General features: G+C 48.3%; 14 protein-coding genes. 13 read left to right on the top strand and 1 reads right to left on the bottom strand.

The window, feature by feature from the left end:
• Nucleotides 1-249 precede the first annotated feature (249 nt).
• The 8 genes from MKX74_RS24835 to pssA all read left to right on the top strand — a co-directional run bounded on the left by MKX74_RS24835 (nucleotide 250) and on the right by pssA (nucleotide 10,217).
• Nucleotides 250-1,422, top strand: coding sequence for a GNAT family N-acetyltransferase (locus tag MKX74_RS24835; protein WP_341180096.1), 1,173 nt, complete (start codon nucleotides 250-252; stop codon nucleotides 1,420-1,422).
• 473 nt (nucleotides 1,423-1,895) lie between these two features.
• Nucleotides 1,896-2,357 carry a CtsR family transcriptional regulator gene (locus MKX74_RS24830; RefSeq protein WP_028591608.1) on the top strand — a complete coding sequence of 154 codons (462 nt, stop codon included), beginning with the start codon at nucleotides 1,896-1,898 and terminating at the stop codon, nucleotides 2,355-2,357.
• Between the two features lie 170 nt (nucleotides 2,358-2,527).
• Nucleotides 2,528-3,052, top strand: a complete 525-nt coding sequence (locus tag MKX74_RS24825; protein WP_341180095.1) for a UvrB/UvrC motif-containing protein — start codon at nucleotides 2,528-2,530, stop codon at nucleotides 3,050-3,052.
• 26 nt (nucleotides 3,053-3,078) lie between these two features.
• Nucleotides 3,079-4,152, top strand: coding sequence for a protein arginine kinase (locus MKX74_RS24820; protein WP_018888192.1), 1,074 nt, complete (start codon nucleotides 3,079-3,081; stop codon nucleotides 4,150-4,152).
• A gap of 67 nt (nucleotides 4,153-4,219) precedes the next feature.
• Nucleotides 4,220-6,664 (top strand): ATP-dependent protease ATP-binding subunit ClpC, encoded by a 2,445-nt coding sequence (gene clpC / locus MKX74_RS24815; RefSeq protein ID WP_018888193.1) that lies wholly within the window; start codon nucleotides 4,220-4,222, stop codon nucleotides 6,662-6,664.
• 300 nt (nucleotides 6,665-6,964) lie between these two features.
• Nucleotides 6,965-8,338, top strand: coding sequence for a DNA repair protein RadA (gene radA, locus MKX74_RS24810; RefSeq protein WP_341180094.1), 1,374 nt, complete (start codon nucleotides 6,965-6,967; stop codon nucleotides 8,336-8,338).
• 13 nt (nucleotides 8,339-8,351) lie between these two features.
• Nucleotides 8,352-9,428, top strand: a complete 1,077-nt coding sequence (gene disA / locus MKX74_RS24805; RefSeq protein ID WP_018888195.1) for a DNA integrity scanning diadenylate cyclase DisA — start codon at nucleotides 8,352-8,354, stop codon at nucleotides 9,426-9,428.
• Between the two features lie 57 nt (nucleotides 9,429-9,485).
• Nucleotides 9,486-10,217, top strand: coding sequence for a CDP-diacylglycerol--serine O-phosphatidyltransferase (pssA, locus tag MKX74_RS24800; RefSeq protein ID WP_018888196.1), 732 nt, complete (start codon nucleotides 9,486-9,488; stop codon nucleotides 10,215-10,217).
• A gap of 280 nt (nucleotides 10,218-10,497) precedes the next feature.
• On the opposite strand, the gene MKX74_RS24795 is transcribed toward pssA, so the two are convergent.
• Nucleotides 10,498-10,893 (bottom strand): hypothetical protein, encoded by a 396-nt coding sequence (locus MKX74_RS24795; protein WP_018888197.1) that lies wholly within the window; start codon nucleotides 10,891-10,893, stop codon nucleotides 10,498-10,500.
• Nucleotides 10,894-11,109: 216 nt separating this feature from the next.
• On the opposite strand from MKX74_RS24795, the gene MKX74_RS24790 reads away from it, so the two are divergent.
• The 5 genes from MKX74_RS24790 to cysE all read left to right on the top strand — a co-directional run bounded on the left by MKX74_RS24790 (nucleotide 11,110) and on the right by cysE (nucleotide 16,190).
• A complete protein-coding gene (locus MKX74_RS24790; RefSeq protein WP_018888198.1) occupies nucleotides 11,110-12,192 on the top strand; it encodes a PIN/TRAM domain-containing protein in 1,083 nt (360 codons plus the stop codon).
• Between the two features lie 78 nt (nucleotides 12,193-12,270).
• Nucleotides 12,271-12,969: a 2-C-methyl-D-erythritol 4-phosphate cytidylyltransferase gene (gene ispD / locus MKX74_RS24785; protein ID WP_341180093.1), complete on the top strand. Its 699-nt coding sequence runs from the start codon at nucleotides 12,271-12,273 to the stop codon at nucleotides 12,967-12,969.
• The gene (gene ispF / locus MKX74_RS24780) at nucleotides 12,966-13,457 is read left to right on the top strand and encodes a 2-C-methyl-D-erythritol 2,4-cyclodiphosphate synthase (RefSeq protein WP_341180092.1); all 492 of its coding nucleotides are present in this window, start codon (nucleotides 12,966-12,968) and stop codon (nucleotides 13,455-13,457) included. Before ispD ends, ispF begins: the two co-directional genes overlap by 4 nt.
• 132 nt (nucleotides 13,458-13,589) lie before the next feature.
• On the top strand, nucleotides 13,590-15,050 hold the full coding sequence (gene gltX, locus MKX74_RS24775) for a glutamate--tRNA ligase (RefSeq protein ID WP_341180091.1): 1,461 nt from the start codon (nucleotides 13,590-13,592) through the stop codon (nucleotides 15,048-15,050).
• Between the two features lie 441 nt (nucleotides 15,051-15,491).
• Nucleotides 15,492-16,190: a serine O-acetyltransferase gene (cysE, locus tag MKX74_RS24770; protein WP_341180090.1), complete on the top strand. Its 699-nt coding sequence runs from the start codon at nucleotides 15,492-15,494 to the stop codon at nucleotides 16,188-16,190.
• The last annotated feature ends 59 nt before the right edge of the window (nucleotides 16,191-16,249 follow it).

Here is a 16,249-nt window from a genome sequence, read left to right as displayed (position 1 = left end):
TCACATCACTCCTATATTCTGAATTTTGTTTACATGGCTCATTGTACGAAGTGAGCATAAGCGAATGGTTAACACCAGATAGTGATTAGGTAAATAATGTATAGAGTTCCTCAATGGCTCCCAATAGTTTTTGCGGATGAATTGACTTCCTTTCACAGCTTTGAGACACTCATGTAGTGTGCCAGATGATACGGTCACGCATGTGAATGCTAAAGTCTGCTGGATAAAAATCAGAATTGAGGTGGACCAATGATTATTAGACAATTCAGGGCAGATGAGTTTGATAAAAATATGGCCTTGTCAGAGTATGCATTTCAGGCTCGATTAACAGAAGAGCAACGTGAGACTATACAGAAGCGATTTAAGCCGGAGGATAGCTGGGGGATATTTCAGGGCGAGGATTTACAGGCAAAGCTTACTATAATACCTCTGGAGACTTATATTCATGGACAGACCTTTCTGATGGGAGGAATCGCTGGGGTAGCGACTTGGCCAGAGAAACGGCGTGGGGGAATGGTGTCCCGACTACTAGTCCATGCCCTTGAGGAAATGAAGCGTGCTGGTCAGACTCTATCATTTTTACACCCATTCTCTTTCCCGTTCTATCGCAAATTCGGGTGGGAAATCTATACAGAGTATCGTAAGTATACGATTCCAGCGGAGAAATTCCCCCTCAAGACAGTGGAGGAAGGCGAGGTCCGACGGGATATTCGTGATATTGCCATTTTAAGCTCAATTTATGACGTCTATGCACGTCGATATAACGGAACCTTGGCACGTAGTGAGAGCTGGTGGCAGGAGCGGGTATTCCGTGACCACCGCTATACAGCAGTATATTATAACGTCAAGGGTGAACCTGAAGGTTACGTGCTGTATAAGATTGAAAATAGAGAGCTGTTGTGTAATGAATTGGTCTTCACCACTGAACGGGCTAGACGTGGGCTATGGACTTATTTAGCCAATCACGATTCAATGGTGGAGCGAGGCATCTTTACATACGTTCCTATGGATGACGCAATGCCTTACCTGCTTCAAGACCCGAGGATACAACAGGAGATTATTCCTTATTTCATGGGTAGAATTGTCGATGCATCTGCATTCTGGTCCCAGTATCCTTTTGTTCCAGCTGCAGAGGAGACCAGGTTCACGCTTGCACTTACAGATCCATATGCACCTTGGAATGATGGTGTCTGGGAGATCGTTATCTCAAGTAGTGGTCAGGGTAGCTGGCGTCCATCCAACCTAGAGGCAGAGAAGGCTGATCTCACCTGTGACATTCAGGCTTTGACTGCCATGATGATCGGCTACAGGGATCCGATTTATTTGTCCACATGGGAAAAGCTCCAAGGTAGCTCTAGTATCGCTGCCACATGGGCAGCGCGCTTACCACAAGCTACTACTCATTTAATGGATCACTTCTAAGCGGACCCTTTCAAAGTTGCAGAATTGTATAGTTTAGCATAAATAAGTTCAATAACACAGGCTCCTATGTTAGGGGCCTGTGTTTTATATTTGGAACGATTTGCGGCGAAACCTCTCTGGAACGATTAAGAACGCCAAAAAGTGCAAAAAATAAAAACAGGATGACTTGGCAAATGAGAAAATTATGTTATAATAAAAACAAAGTCAAAGAAAGTCAAAGTCAACGAAGTTCAAATGTCTATGTAGCTTGGGTAAGCTTTGGTCTTTTGGAACAGTCTTTGATTTTTCAGACCGTGTAGGTCGAAAAACGAATCAAGCGTTATGGTGGATAAGGTCCTTTTTACAGGGGTTGAGCTGCTGTAGGGCTTATTTTTGCAAGATTCGTGGCTTTAGTCTTTGGTTAAGTTGTGTATACGGCACACTCTGTGGAGCACAGAGCAATTCCTGTGTCTTCATCAGTGGAGGATGATGAAATGCGTAATGTTTCTGATATTATCGAACAATATCTGAAAAGCATGCTGGTCGAGAGTCCTGAAGGATTAGTGGAAATCCAGCGCAACGATTTGGCTGACCGCTTCTCTTGCGTGCCTTCCCAAATTAATTATGTTATAAGTACACGGTTCACCCTTGAGAAAGGCTATCTCGTTGAAAGTAAACGCGGAGGCGGCGGGTATATTCGCATTCAGCGAATTGAGCTACCAGCTCAGCACATACTGCATACTCATCTGCACCATACGATAGGAGATGAGATTAGCCAGACCGCAGCAGAAGGGTTAATCTATCAGTTGGAGGAAGCCCGTGTGCTGAACAGGCGGGAGGCAGCAATCATGAAAGCAGCGATCTCCAGAGAGTCTTTGGCATTAAAGCTTCCACTAAGGGACCAGTTGCGGGCGCGAGTCTTCAAGGCGATGCTTATAGCACTTCTCGCCAGATAAAGCCTTCTTCGGCAGTATAGAGCAGGACCGAGTTCCACTCAGTTGAGCTACATCTATAGTGCTGATGGAGGTTGAACCAAGACATGTAGCCTGATGGGATTAGTCCGTTGGTCAGGAATTCTTGACTGATTGTGATCAAGTCTGGGTTACATTATAAAGGAGGTACTTGTATGCTGTGCCAAGAATGTAATAAGAGGCCGGCAACGCTCCATTTCACCAAGATCGTGAATGGAGAGAAGACGGAATTTCATATCTGTGAGGCCTGTGCCAGGGAAAAGGGTGAGCTCATTCCCGGAACCTCTAACGGATTTTCTATTCACAGTCTATTATCAGGCCTTCTTGATTTTGATCCTGCTAATAAGAGTCAGATGCAGGGAGCTTCCGCACCACAGGCTACACGGTGTGAGGAATGCGGAATGACCTATTCTCAATTCAGCAAGATCGGGCGCTTTGGCTGCAGCTCTTGCTATAAATATTTTGATGAACGACTAGATCCGTTGTTCAAGCGTGTGCATGGTGGCACTACACATGTGGGCAAGGTGCCTGTGCGTACTGGCGGCAAAATGAAAGTCAGACGGCAAGTGGATGAACTCAAGCGTGAGCTGCAATTCAAGATCCAGCAGGAAGAGTTCGAATCAGCTGCACAATTGCGCGATCAGATCCGCGAGCTTGAAAAACAGATAGCCCAAGAGTAAAGTTGGAAAAGTAGGAGGGATGCGACATGCCTAATCTCCGATTCACCGAACAGCCCTTAAGTGAGTGGATGCGCAGCGATGCTGTGGACTCTGAGATTGTAATAAGCAGTAGAGTCCGGATCGCACGCAATCTACAGCATTTTCCCTTCCCTATGCTTGCCACGAACCAGCAATCGGAAGCGGTGTTGAACAAGCTCAGTGAGGTGCTGGAGCAAGAGGAAATGAAGGAGTACGGTGCTTTTCATTTGCTTAAGATTCCCGAGACCAGTGATCTGGATCAAAGAGTGTTGGTGGAGAAGCATCTGATTAGTCCAAATCTGGCCAGTGAATCTCGCAATGGTGCCGTGATGATCAGCGAGAACGAGGCCGTAAGTATTATGATTAATGAGGAGGATCACCTACGTATTCAATGTCTGTATCCCGGCTGTCAGGTCAAAGAGGCTTGGCAAAAGGCAAGCAGTATTGATGATGTCTTTGAGGCAGCTGTAGATTATGCCTTTGATGATCGACGTGGTTATCTGACCAGTTGTCCGACCAATGTAGGTACTGGACTGCGGGCCTCTGTCATGATGCACCTGCCAGCTTTGGTTATGACCCATCAGATTAATCGAATTTTGTCTGCTGTCTCACAAGTGGGGCTGACGGTTAGAGGAATTTATGGGGAAGGCAGCGAAGCAGTAGGGAATCTGTTCCAGGTCTCCAACCAGATTACGCTGGGACAGACCGAGGAGGAGATCATAGAGAACCTTCACGGTGTCGTACTGCAGATTATTGAGCATGAGAGAGCAGCCAGAGAGCGTCTGATGAATGAATCGATATTGCGGATTACAGACCGCATTATGCGATCCTACGGTATCTTGTCTTATGCCACTGTCGTCGAATCCAAGGAAGCCGCTCAGCGGTTATCTGATGTACGACTTGGTGTGGATATGGGCATCCTGGAGGGACCCTCGATTCAGACATTAAATGAGCTGCATGTCATGACGCAGCCGGGCTTCCTGCAAAAGAAATTTGGAGGTGAGCTCGACAATGCTGGGCGAGACACCTATAGAGCAACATTGATTCGGGAGCAACTTCGTTCCTCAGCTTCCCGAGCATGATATAGTCATTTAGTTTAATGAATATTGGATTACAAAGAAATACACTATATATGGAGGTGCAACACATATGATGTTCGGAAGATTTACAGAACGAGCGCAGAAGGTACTCGCATTGGCTCAAGAGGAAGCGGTCCGTCTTGGACACAACAATATCGGTACAGAGCATATCCTGCTCGGACTAATTCGAGAGGGTGAAGGAATCGCTGCCAAGGCCCTGATTGGTCTGGGGCTGGGTCTTGAGAAAATTCAGGACGAAGTAGAGACGCTAATCGGACGCGGTCAAGAGCAGCCTACGAATATCGCGTATACACCTCGTGCGAAGAAGGTTATTGAGCTCTCCATGGACGAAGCTCGCAAGCTGGGTCATACCTACGTAGGCACAGAGCATATTTTGCTGGGTCTTATTCGTGAAGGTGAAGGTGTAGCTGCTCGTGTACTGAATAATCTAGGCATTAGCCTGAACAAGGCTCGCCAGCAAGTGCTTCAGCTGCTTGGTAGCAGTGAAGCGGTATCCAGTCACAGCGGCACACAAGCGAATGTGAGCACTCCTACACTGGATAGCCTGGCTCGTGATCTGACAGCCATCGCAAAGGATGGTAACCTTGACCCTGTAATTGGCCGCAGCAAAGAGATTGAACGGGTCATTCAGGTGCTGAGTCGTCGTACGAAGAATAACCCAGTGTTGATTGGTGAGCCAGGGGTAGGTAAGACGGCGATTGCGGAAGGTCTTGCTCAGAAGATTATCGCTAATGAGATTCCGGAGACACTACGCGATAAGCGTGTTATGACACTTGATATGGGCTCTGTTGTAGCTGGTACAAAATATCGCGGTGAATTCGAGGATCGTCTGAAAAAGATTATGGACGAGATTCGCCAAGCTGGTAATATTGTACTGTTCATTGATGAGCTGCACACATTGATCGGCGCTGGTGGTGCAGAGGGAGCGATCGACGCGTCCAATATTCTGAAGCCTGCACTGGCACGTGGCGAGCTGCAATGTATCGGGGCCACCACCCTGGACGAGTATCGTAAATACATTGAAAAGGATGCAGCCCTGGAACGACGCTTCCAGCCTATTACAGTGGATCAGCCATCTCCAGAGGAAGCCATTCAGATTTTGTATGGATTGCGTGACCGCTATGAGGCACATCACCGTGTGAAAATTACGGATGAAGCGATTGAAGCAGCTGTTAAGCTGTCTGACCGTTATATTACAGACCGTTTCCTGCCGGACAAAGCGATCGATCTGATTGATGAAGCGGGTTCTAAAGTAAGACTGAACTCCTACACCGTACCGCCAAACCTGAAACAGTTGGAGAACCGTCTTGAGGATATTCGTAAAGAGAAGGATTCGGCTGTACAAAGTCAAGAATTTGAGAAGGCTGCTGCGCTTCGGGATACAGAGCAGAAAATGCGTGAAGAGCTGGATCTGACCAAAAATCAATGGAAAGAAAAACAAGGTCGTACTGATTCCGAGGTGACACCTGAGGATATCGCGCAGATCGTAGCACTCTGGACGGGCGTACCTGTCAGCAAGCTGAAGGAAGAAGAAACGGAGCGTCTCTTGAACATGGAGCAACTGCTGCATGAACGTGTAATCGGTCAGGACGAAGCCGTCAAGGCAGTCAGCCGTGCGATCCGTCGTGCACGTGCTGGTCTCAAAGATCCTAAGCGTCCAATGGGCTCCTTTATCTTCCTTGGTCCTACAGGGGTAGGTAAAACTGAGCTTGCTCGTGCACTAGCCGAGTCCATGTTCGGTGATGAAAATGCAGTTATCCGTATCGATATGTCCGAGTACATGGAGAAGCACTCTACATCACGTCTGGTCGGAGCGCCTCCAGGGTATGTAGGCTATGAGGAAGGCGGTCAGCTGACGGAGAAGGTTCGCCGCAAGCCATACTCCGTCGTATTGCTTGATGAGATTGAGAAAGCTCACCCTGAGGTCTTCAACATCCTGCTGCAAGTGCTGGAGGATGGACGCTTGACGGATTCCAAAGGTCGCGTAGTTGACTTCCGGAATACGCTCATCATCCTGACTTCCAACGTTGGAGCAGAAGCGATCAAGCGGAACTCTACGCTGGGCTTCACAGCTGTGGTGGATGCTGGGGCAGACTATGACAATATGAAGGGTAAGGTCATGGAAGAGCTTAAGAAGAGCTTCCGTCCAGAGTTCCTGAACCGTATTGATGAGATCATCGTGTTCCACTCCCTTGAAGAGAAGCACATTGGTCAAATCGTTTCCCTCATGTCCGAAGAGCTTCGTAAGCGTCTGAACGAATACGATGTGGACTTCGAGCTGACTGACAAGGCTAAGGCGTTCCTGGCTAAAGAAGGCTTCGATCCAGCCTACGGGGCACGTCCATTGCGTAGAGCGATTCAGAAGCATATCGAGGATCGTCTGTCCGAGGAGCTGTTGAGCGGAACGATTACCAAGGGGGATTCCCTGCTGATCGACGAGATCGATGGTGGCTTGAAGGTTAGTAAGAAAACGAATGTTCCCACTCAATCCTGATGAATATAGCGTTTGACAAGTGAGAACTATATAGAAAAGGGTTGCTCCCGTTATGTACTGCGATGTGCTGCATACAATGGGGGCAACCCTTTTTTTCATTTCGAGAGGTAGCATCTTCATGTTCGTGATATGCTGTCATATATTAATCTTATCTGCCTTGAAATCCGGGCATAGTCATGCTCGATCATTCAGAATTTTGATTGATTACAGTGATTGGAAAAGTTTGTGATATTGCTTTACGGTTGCTCTGCTTCAATGGTACACTTTTAGTATTGGAGCTTTTTGAACAAGGAGAATCGAATGGCTAAAGTAAAAACCAAATTTTATTGCACGGAATGCGGCTATGAATCGCCTAAATGGTACGGAAAATGCCCAGGGTGCCAAGCATGGAACTCCATGGTTGAGGCAACAGAGACTGTTGTAAAGACAGCAGGGATGAGCTCATCCCTTTTTCATAACCAGACGCAAGAGAAGCCTTTGTCGATTACCGAGGTCGAGAGTGGGAAAGAGCCGCGTGTGCTCACTGGTATTGGAGAGTTGAATAGGGTGCTGGGTGGAGGACTTGTTCCAGGCTCATTAGTTCTCGTCGGCGGAGATCCTGGAATCGGCAAATCCACGCTACTACTGCAGGCGTCTAATGAACTGGCACGTTCAGGCTTGCGTGTGCTGTATGTATCTGGTGAAGAATCAGTTCGTCAGACCAAGCTGCGTGCTGACCGACTTGGAGTGCTTTCGCCTGAATTATATGTACTATGTGAAACGAATCTGGAGACCATTGAGACAGCTGTAGATCAAATGAAGCCCCAATTTCTGGTCATTGACTCAATCCAGACTGTCTATTTGCCAGATGTGACAAGTGCGCCGGGCAGTGTATCCCAGGTGCGAGAGTGCACAGCTCGTTTTATGCGCATCGCCAAAGGTCTTGGCATAGCCACGGTCCTCGTAGGTCATGTTACCAAAGAAGGAGCCATTGCAGGTCCAAGGCTGCTTGAACATATGGTGGACTGTGTACTGTATTTTGAAGGGGAGCGTCATCATACCTATCGCTTGCTTCGGGCCGTCAAGAATCGATTTGGTTCCACCAACGAAATGGGGATCTTCGAGATGGGAGAAGGAGGCTTGCGGGAGGTAGAGAATCCTTCAGAGCTATTCCTATCCGAACGTCCACTAGGAGTAGCAGGCTCAACAGTAGTTGCGAGTATGGAGGGCACGAGACCTGTATTGGTGGAGCTGCAGGCGTTGATTGCAAGTACCCACTTTCCTTCCCCGCGGCGAATGGGCACGGGCATTGATCACCACCGCTTAAGTTTGATTATTGCGGTGCTGGAGAAGCGTATGGGAATGTTCTTGCAGAATCAGGATGCGTATCTGAATGTAGCAGGAGGCGTGAAGCTAGATGAGCCGGCGGTAGATCTGGCAATTGCCGTCAGTATTGCTTCAAGCTTCCGTGATGTACCTACGAAGCCTTATGATGTGATTTTTGGTGAAGTAGGACTGACTGGTGAGGTACGTGCTGTGTCCAGAGCAGAGCAGCGGGTGCGTGAAGCTCATAAGCTCGGATTCAAACGAGTGATTTTGCCGGAAAAAAGTCTGAAAGGCTGGACGCCACCTAAAAATCTGGAGATCATTGGGGTAGGGACTGTGTCTGAAGCACTGGCAGCCGCATTAAATTAGGGGGAAAAATACAATGAAGGAAACGAGCCAACTCGGTAAAATGAACGATTTATTGCGGCTTGTAGCGCCGGGTACACCCTTTCGTGAAGGTCTAGAAAACGTACTCAGGGCTAAGACCGGAGCACTTCTCGTCGTCGGCTACAGTCCAGAGGTTATGGAAGTGGTAGATGGAGGCTTCTCCATTAATTGCGACTTTTCACCGAACTATCTGTATGAATTGGCCAAAATGGATGGGGCCATCATTTTGAGCGAAGATTTGAAGCGGATTTTATATGCGAACACGCAGTTGATACCGGATTCCTCCATCTCCTCCATTGAGACCGGAATTCGTCATAGAACGGCCGAGCGTGTTGCGAAGCAAACGGGGAAGCTGGTTGTGTCCATTTCTCAGCGTCGTAATATCATTACTTTGTATCAAGGCACGCTTCGCTATGCCCTTAAGGAAATTGGTGTCATATTGACCAAAGCCAATCAGGCTATTCAGACGCTGGAGAAATACAAATCTGTACTGAATCAGGCCCTGACGAACCTGTCTGCCTCCGAATTCGAGGAGCTGGTAACCATCCCGGAGGTTATCAATGTAATCCAGCGGACGGAGATGGTCATGCGGATTAAGATGGAAATTAAGCGTTATGTCAACGAGCTTGGCAATGAAGGCCGTCTGATCAGCATGCAGATGGAGGAGCTTGTGGGGACCACAGAGGAAGAAGCTTGGTTACTCTATAAGGACTATGCCAAAGAAGACAGTGATGAGAAAATCCGCGAAATTATTAATGGTCTAAAGCATTCAACGGATGAAGAACTGCTCGATGCCCATCATATAGCGCGATTGCTTGGTTATCCTTCGTCCGCGGCCACTTCAGAGGAAACGGTATCCCCAAGAGGCTATCGTGTACTGAATAAAATTCCAAGGCTACCTAATGTGATTATTCATAATCTGGTAGACCAATTCAGTGAGCTGCCACAGGTTATGATGGCTTCCATTGAGGAACTGGATGAGGTGGATGGCATTGGTGAGGTGCGCGCCCGTACCATCAAGGAAGGGCTGAAGCGACTGCAGGAGCAAGTGTTCATTGACAGGCAGATGTAATTGCAATATCATCAGTGGATGATATTGGAACTAGAGCTTAGCTTATGAGGTGAAAATATGATAGCCAAATCAATTCCGAACATGTTTACTTTGGGTAATCTGTTCCTTGGAATGATTGCCATGATGCTTGCGGTAGACGGTAAATACAGCTATGCAGCCATTATGGTTATTGTTGCAATGTTGCTTGACGGATTGGATGGCCGTGCTGCGAGAGCACTTAATGCACAGAGTGATTTCGGGAAAGAGCTTGATTCTTTGTCGGATATGGTTTCTTTTGGCGCAGCACCTGCTGTAATTATGTATATGGTTAGTTTCCATGATGTACATCCAGCACTGGGCTGGACGGCTACGGCCATTTTTCCTATGTGTGGTGCAATGCGCCTAGCGAGATTCAACGTGCGTGCGGGGATTCCAGGCTATTTTACGGGACTTCCGATTCCAGCAGCGGGCGGTGTGCTAGCGACTCTGTCCCTGTTCCATGCAGATATATCTCCTATACCGATGGCTGTAGCGACGATGCTACTCTCATACCTGATGATCAGCTCCTTAAAGTATCCTAACTTCAAGAAGGTTGGTCTTCCGAAGAAAGCGATATGGATTGCACCTCTGGTTGCAATCGGGGCCGTGTTCATTGCGATCCAGTTCGCTGATAATCTCTCCAAGCTGATTTTCGTACCTCTGGTGCTCTATGCGCTCTACGGTATGAAGCATCACCTGGAAAGAATCTTCGGCAGACGACGGAAGAAGCGTAAATCGTCTGATGATCAGTATCGCCACTCTGAACGTTAATGTTTGTACGCTAATTATGCGACAGCTAATACAAGTTACAGGAATTATTCGTATCACAAATGCTTTGGAATAGATTTAGCGATTATGCTGTTATCCATGTTTACTAGAATCGAGTATTGGCTGTTGGCTGTGGCCATTTCAACAAAGCAAAAGGAAAAGCATGTATGTCTCATGAATGGGGCACACATGCTTTTTTGTGCTTAGGGCACTAGCGTGGATACTTAGCGTCCCAAGCCTTCTATGATGTTGATGAGAAGCATTGTTCAGGTAAATGAAAGCATTAAGACATATTGAATAGTCCCAGCGTCGAGCACTTCTGAGACTCGCGCTCCACCACATCTTCCAAATTGATCTCCAGCAGATTGCAAAGAGCGGACATGTAGAAGAGGCTACGACCAAGCTCGGACATAATAACTTCCTTACAATTCTCACAAAGCGACCCTTGAACGTGGTTATCCAACTGAGCTTTGGCATCCTCCAGACTGGACTCCAGCTCATAATCCTGTTTTTTGGCGTGGACCTCAATGCAGCCGCATTCCGTTATTGCTTTGGCAACGGCACGGTTCACAGAGGCGCCTGATTGCCCAGTTTTGGACAGAACATCTAGCAGACTGCGGTGACGGAGCAGCAGTTCGGATACCTGATCTTGAAAAGCGTGCAAGCTTTGTACGGTCATTTCGCTACCCACCTCTGATTTATAGGAATAAATTCATTATATGCCAAAAAAATATACCCTTTCAATATAAAGATCAAGGTTGCTCGTTGACTCTCCCTGTCTAGCTTGGGAAAAAAGTTCATCAACCCACGGTTAACCCTGGCTGAATTAGACCATACTGGATAAAGAATCCAGATAGAAATGGATACCAAGGAAACAGAGGAGGTGCGGGGGTTCATGTGGAAAAGAGCCATTTTAACTTTTACAGGATTGTGCGGGGCATGGTTCGGCTATACGTTATATGATAGAGTTGCAGGGACTGTTCGCTGGCTGCCGGTATGGATGCAGGATTCTCCTGCGGGTGGCGTGATTTGGACGATACTGGGTGCGTTGGTGTTTCTCGTTAGCTGTTCAGCTGCGGGCTCAGCGCTTTCCAATCGATTACAACGAGGAATTGATAGGCTGGCCGGCATCCCAATTCATGAGATTGCTTCGGGCACAGTAGGCTTGCTGAGTGGTCTGCTGTTTGCGATACTCATTTATCCAGGGCTGTCCTGGCTCGGAGTTAGTGGGCAGATCCTCGGTCTGGGCATCATGCTCGTGTGCGGATATGTCGGTATGATGGTGGGATTGGAAAAGCGTGATGAGCTTACGTCTCTATGGACTTCAGGACGCTTTCACCACACGGAGGAGCCTGAGGAACGCTGGCTGGAGGAACACAAGATTCTGGATACCAGCGTCATCATTGACGGCAGAATAGCTGATATTTGCAAGACGGGATTCATTGAAGGCACGATTGTTATTCCAGAATTCGTACTGGAGGAGCTCCAGCATATTGCGGATTCATCCGATCTACTCAAGCGGAATCGTGGGCGCAGGGGGCTCGATATTCTGAACAAGATTCAGAAGGAGCTTGATGTGAAGGTGCTTATCTATGAGGGTGATTTTGAAGAAATCTCCGAGGTGGATAGCAAGCTCGTCAAGCTGGCGAAGCTTTTGCAGGGCAAGGTCGTGACCAATGATTTCAACCTGAATAAGGTATGTGAGCTGCAGGGTGTGTCTGTACTGAATATCAATGATCTAGCCAATGCGGTGAAGCCAGTCGTGCTGCCGGGTGAAGAGATTGTCGTGCAGATCATTAAGGACGGCAAGGAGCACGGTCAAGGCGTCGCTTATCTAGATGATGGGACCATGATCGTAGTAGAGGGTGGACGGGATTACATTGGCACGACCATGGAAGTGCTTGTGACGAGTGTGCTGCAGACCTCTGCGGGCCGCATGATCTTCGCCAAACCGAAATTATTGGAAAAAGCTCAGTAAACACGGTATGATGGAAGGGTCGGTGTTACCGACCATAGCCATTCCGGCATACTGACTGTTAAGGTAGGGATTGGAGCGATGGACAATAGTCTCGGTGTCATCGTTGTGGCCGCAGGACGCGGAACCCGAATGGGCACGACAGAGAGCAAGCAATTTTTGAAATTAGGGGACAAGCCTGTTTTTATATATACTCTTGAGGTGTTCGCCCGTATGCCTGAGATTCAGGAGATCGTACTCGTCACTGGTGAAGGAGATACTGACCGCTGTCGTGACTGGATTGATGAATTCGGCATTGATAAGGTGTCATCTATCGTCGCTGGTGGTGCTGAGCGTCAGCATTCGGTCAAGCGCGGTCTTGCGCGGCTGAATACGGAGTGGGTCATGGTTCATGATGGGGTACGCCCTTTTGTGACCCGGAAGGCCATACGGGACTGTCTGGAAGCTGCTCGCGAGCATGGAGCATCCGTGCTGGGTGTTCCTGTCAAGGATACGATTAAGCAGGTGGATCAGGACGGTAAAGTTGTGGCAACGCCAGAACGCCGAAGTCTGTGGAGCATTCAAACGCCACAGACTTTTCGTCTTTCCGATTTGGAAGAGGCATATGTGCTGGCGGAGAAAGACGGATTCCTGGGTACGGACGATTCGATGCTGGTAGAGCGTCTTGGTATCCGTGTACAGATGGTAGAGGGCAGTTATACCAATATCAAGATTACTACCCCAGAGGATCTGGAGATCGCAACATTATGGACGGGCAGAGAGGAAGAGGAGACAGAATGATTCGAGTAGGACAAGGATTCGATGTTCATCAGTTGATCGAAGGAAGGCCGTGTATTATCGGGGGCGTAACCATTCCATATGAGAAAGGTCTGTTGGGCCATTCTGATGCGGATGTACTGTTGCATGCGATTACGGATGCGATCTTGGGAGCCCTGGGTATGGGAGACATCGGCAAGCATTTTCCTGACAATGATCCTGCATTTAAGGATGCGGATAGCCTCAAGCTACTGCAGCATGTATGGCAATTGGCCAAGGAGCAGGGATACGAGCTTGGCAATGTAGACAGCACGATTATTGCCCAGCGGCCAAAGATGGCTCCATATATTCCACAAATGGTAGATGTTATAGCAGAAGCACTTGGAGCGAAGGAACGTTCACAGGTTAACGTCAAGGCTACAACGACTGAGCAGCTTGGCTTCACGGGGCGTGGTGAGGGAGTCGCTGCACAATCGGTTGTGTGCCTTGTCAAGGGTATGCTATCATCATGAGTTGAGAGATAAGTTAGGCAGCTTTCCGAAATAAAGTACCGCTAATTTGCTGACAAAGCTCCTTGAACCATGGAGACTTTGCCAGCAAAAGCGGGTACTAATTTCGGAAAACGCCCATTCGGAGGGGATTGTATGAGCACGGAAGTCCGTGTACGGTATGCGCCAAGTCCAACGGGACATCTACATATCGGAAATGCAAGAACAGCACTGTTCAATTATTTGTATGCTAGAAATCAGGGCGGTAAATTCATTATTCGTATTGAAGATACCGATGTGAAGCGTAACATTGAGGGTGGCGTGGAGAGTCAGCTCAAATATTTGAAGTGGCTTGGCATCGACTGGGATGAAAGCGTGGATGTTGGCGGTGAATACGGCCCTTATCGTCAGACCGAGCGTCTGGATATCTATAAGGAGCAATGGCAGTCCTTGCTGGACAATGGGCTTGCTTATCGTTGTTATTGCACGGAGGAAGAGCTCGAGAAAGAGCGTGAAGAGCAGATGGCTCGTGGCGAGACGCCTCGCTACTCTGGCAAGCACCGGGATTTGACTGAAGAACAATGTAAGGCCTTCGAGGCAGAGGGACGTGTGCCGAGCATTCGTTTCCGGGTACCGGAGGACCGTGAATATACATTTGATGATATGGTGAAGGGCTCCATTACGTTCAACTCCAAGGAGAGTGGCGATTTCGTTATCGTCAAGAAGGATGGAATTCCGACCTACAACTTCGCGGTAGCGGTGGATGATCATTTGATGAAGATTACTCACGTCCTGCGCGGCGAGGATCACGTATCCAATACTCCGCGGCAGCTGATGATCTATGAGGCGCTTGGTTGGGAGCCGCCGATTTTTGGACACATGACTCTAATCGTGGGCGAGGATCATAAGAAGCTTAGCAAGCGGAATGAATCCATTATCCAATTCATGGAGCAATATGACCGTCTTGGCTATTTGCCAGAGGCTATGTTCAACTTTATCGCACTTCTGGGATGGTCACCTGAGGGAGAAGAAGAGATCTACGATCAAGAGCAGTTGATCTCCATCTTCGATCCGAATCGTCTGTCCAAGAGCCCAGCTGTATTTGATCCGCTGAAGCTGGCTCATCTGAATAATCACTACATCAAGCATGCTGACCCTGCACGGATTACGGCAATGGCTATTCCACATCTGCAGGAAGCTGGATTAATTCCACAGGAGCTAACAGAGGAGCAGGCTGCATGGGCCGAGGCTCTGGTACGCTTGTATCAGGAGCAAATGACAGCTGCGTCCGATATTGTCAAATTATCAGACGTATTCTTCCGCTCACATCTGGAGCTTGACGGGGAAGCCCAGGCTGTGCTGGCAGAAGAGCAGGTCCCAGCTGTACTACAGGCATTTGTGGACAAGGTACAGGCAAGTGAAGAGTTCACAGCAGCACGTATGGCTGCTCTCATCAAGGAAGTGCAGAAGGAGACTGGCTTCAAGGGCAAGCAGCTATTTATGCCGATTCGTGTCGCGTTGACGGGCCAGACCCACGGAAGAGATCTGAACGAGACTATTTATCTTCTTGGTCGGGATAAGGTCATTCAGCGTCTGCAATCCCAGATCAAAGGCTAATTCCTGGAATGGAATTGTTGTCAGTTTGTTGCCTTTCCGCTATAATGGGTGTCACCAACGAAATGATTGATGACGGCGTATTTGCGCCGTAACATAAAAGCAACGAGCAGGAGAAGTACATTGCAATAGTCATCTAACCAGAGAGGACAGACGAAGGCGAAGGCCGGGGCTGTGAGTTGTCCAGATGGCCAGCAGTAGAAATGCGCCTGGGAGCTGTTCGATTGAACCTGAGATGCCGGATCGGTAGCCCAGGACAGGTTGAACCGTGTCATCCGCGTTACTGGATGTGAAAGATGAGAGGTCGGCATATGCTGCGACATCTCAAGCAGAGTGGAACCACGGTAAAACGTCTCTGCAGCTTTGGCTGCGGAGGCGTTTTTTTATGCCTTATTTGCCTTATTGCATGTATGGAATCTCGACCGAAGCAAAAAGGGGGCTCCTATGTTCAGGAAGATGAAGTCGGACATTCAGGCGGTGCTGGATAACGACCCGGCAGCTACAGGGCCGCTTGAGGTTATTTTTACGTACTCCGGGATTCATGCCATTTGGTTTCACAGAGCAGCTCATGGCCTTTATCGCAAGGGCTGGCGTACACTGCCTCGCATTATATCGCAATTTTCGCGCTTTATGACAGGAATCGAGATTCATCCGGGTGCCCGCATCGGAGATCGTCTATTCATAGACCACGGTATGGGTATCGTCATTGGTGAAACCTGTGAGATCGGAAATGATGTCATTTTATATCAGGGAGTTACTCTTGGGGGAACGGGAAAAGAAAAGGGTAAAAGGCATCCTACCATTGGTAATAATGTAGTTATCGGCTCGGGCGCGAAAATACTGGGGTCATTCACTGTCGGAGATCAGTCCAATATAGGCTCCAACTCAGTGGTCCTGAAGGAGGTTCCTCCATATAGTACGGTAGTAGGCATTCCAGGACGTATTGTGAAGCAAGCGGGAATTAAACAGGATCGCTTAAGCCACCAGCTTCCAGACCCGATCGTAGATTCCATACGGAGTCTGCAGGCTGAAATTGAGCTACTGCGCACAGAGCTTGCTGAAGCGAAAAGTAGCCCATCTTCGCGGGAAAAGCTTTACGATGAGCGTATGCATGTCCCATCGGTAAAAGACGAGCAGGATTGAGAAACGTCGTGGCAATCAAGTAAGATGATATTAATACAGCAAAGCTGTCCGGATATAGC

This window comes from Paenibacillus sp. FSL K6-1230 (genome assembly GCF_038002385.1).
Classification (GTDB): domain Bacteria; phylum Bacillota; class Bacilli; order Paenibacillales; family Paenibacillaceae; genus Paenibacillus; species Paenibacillus massiliensis.
This window is presented reverse-complemented; position numbering and strand designations above follow the sequence as displayed.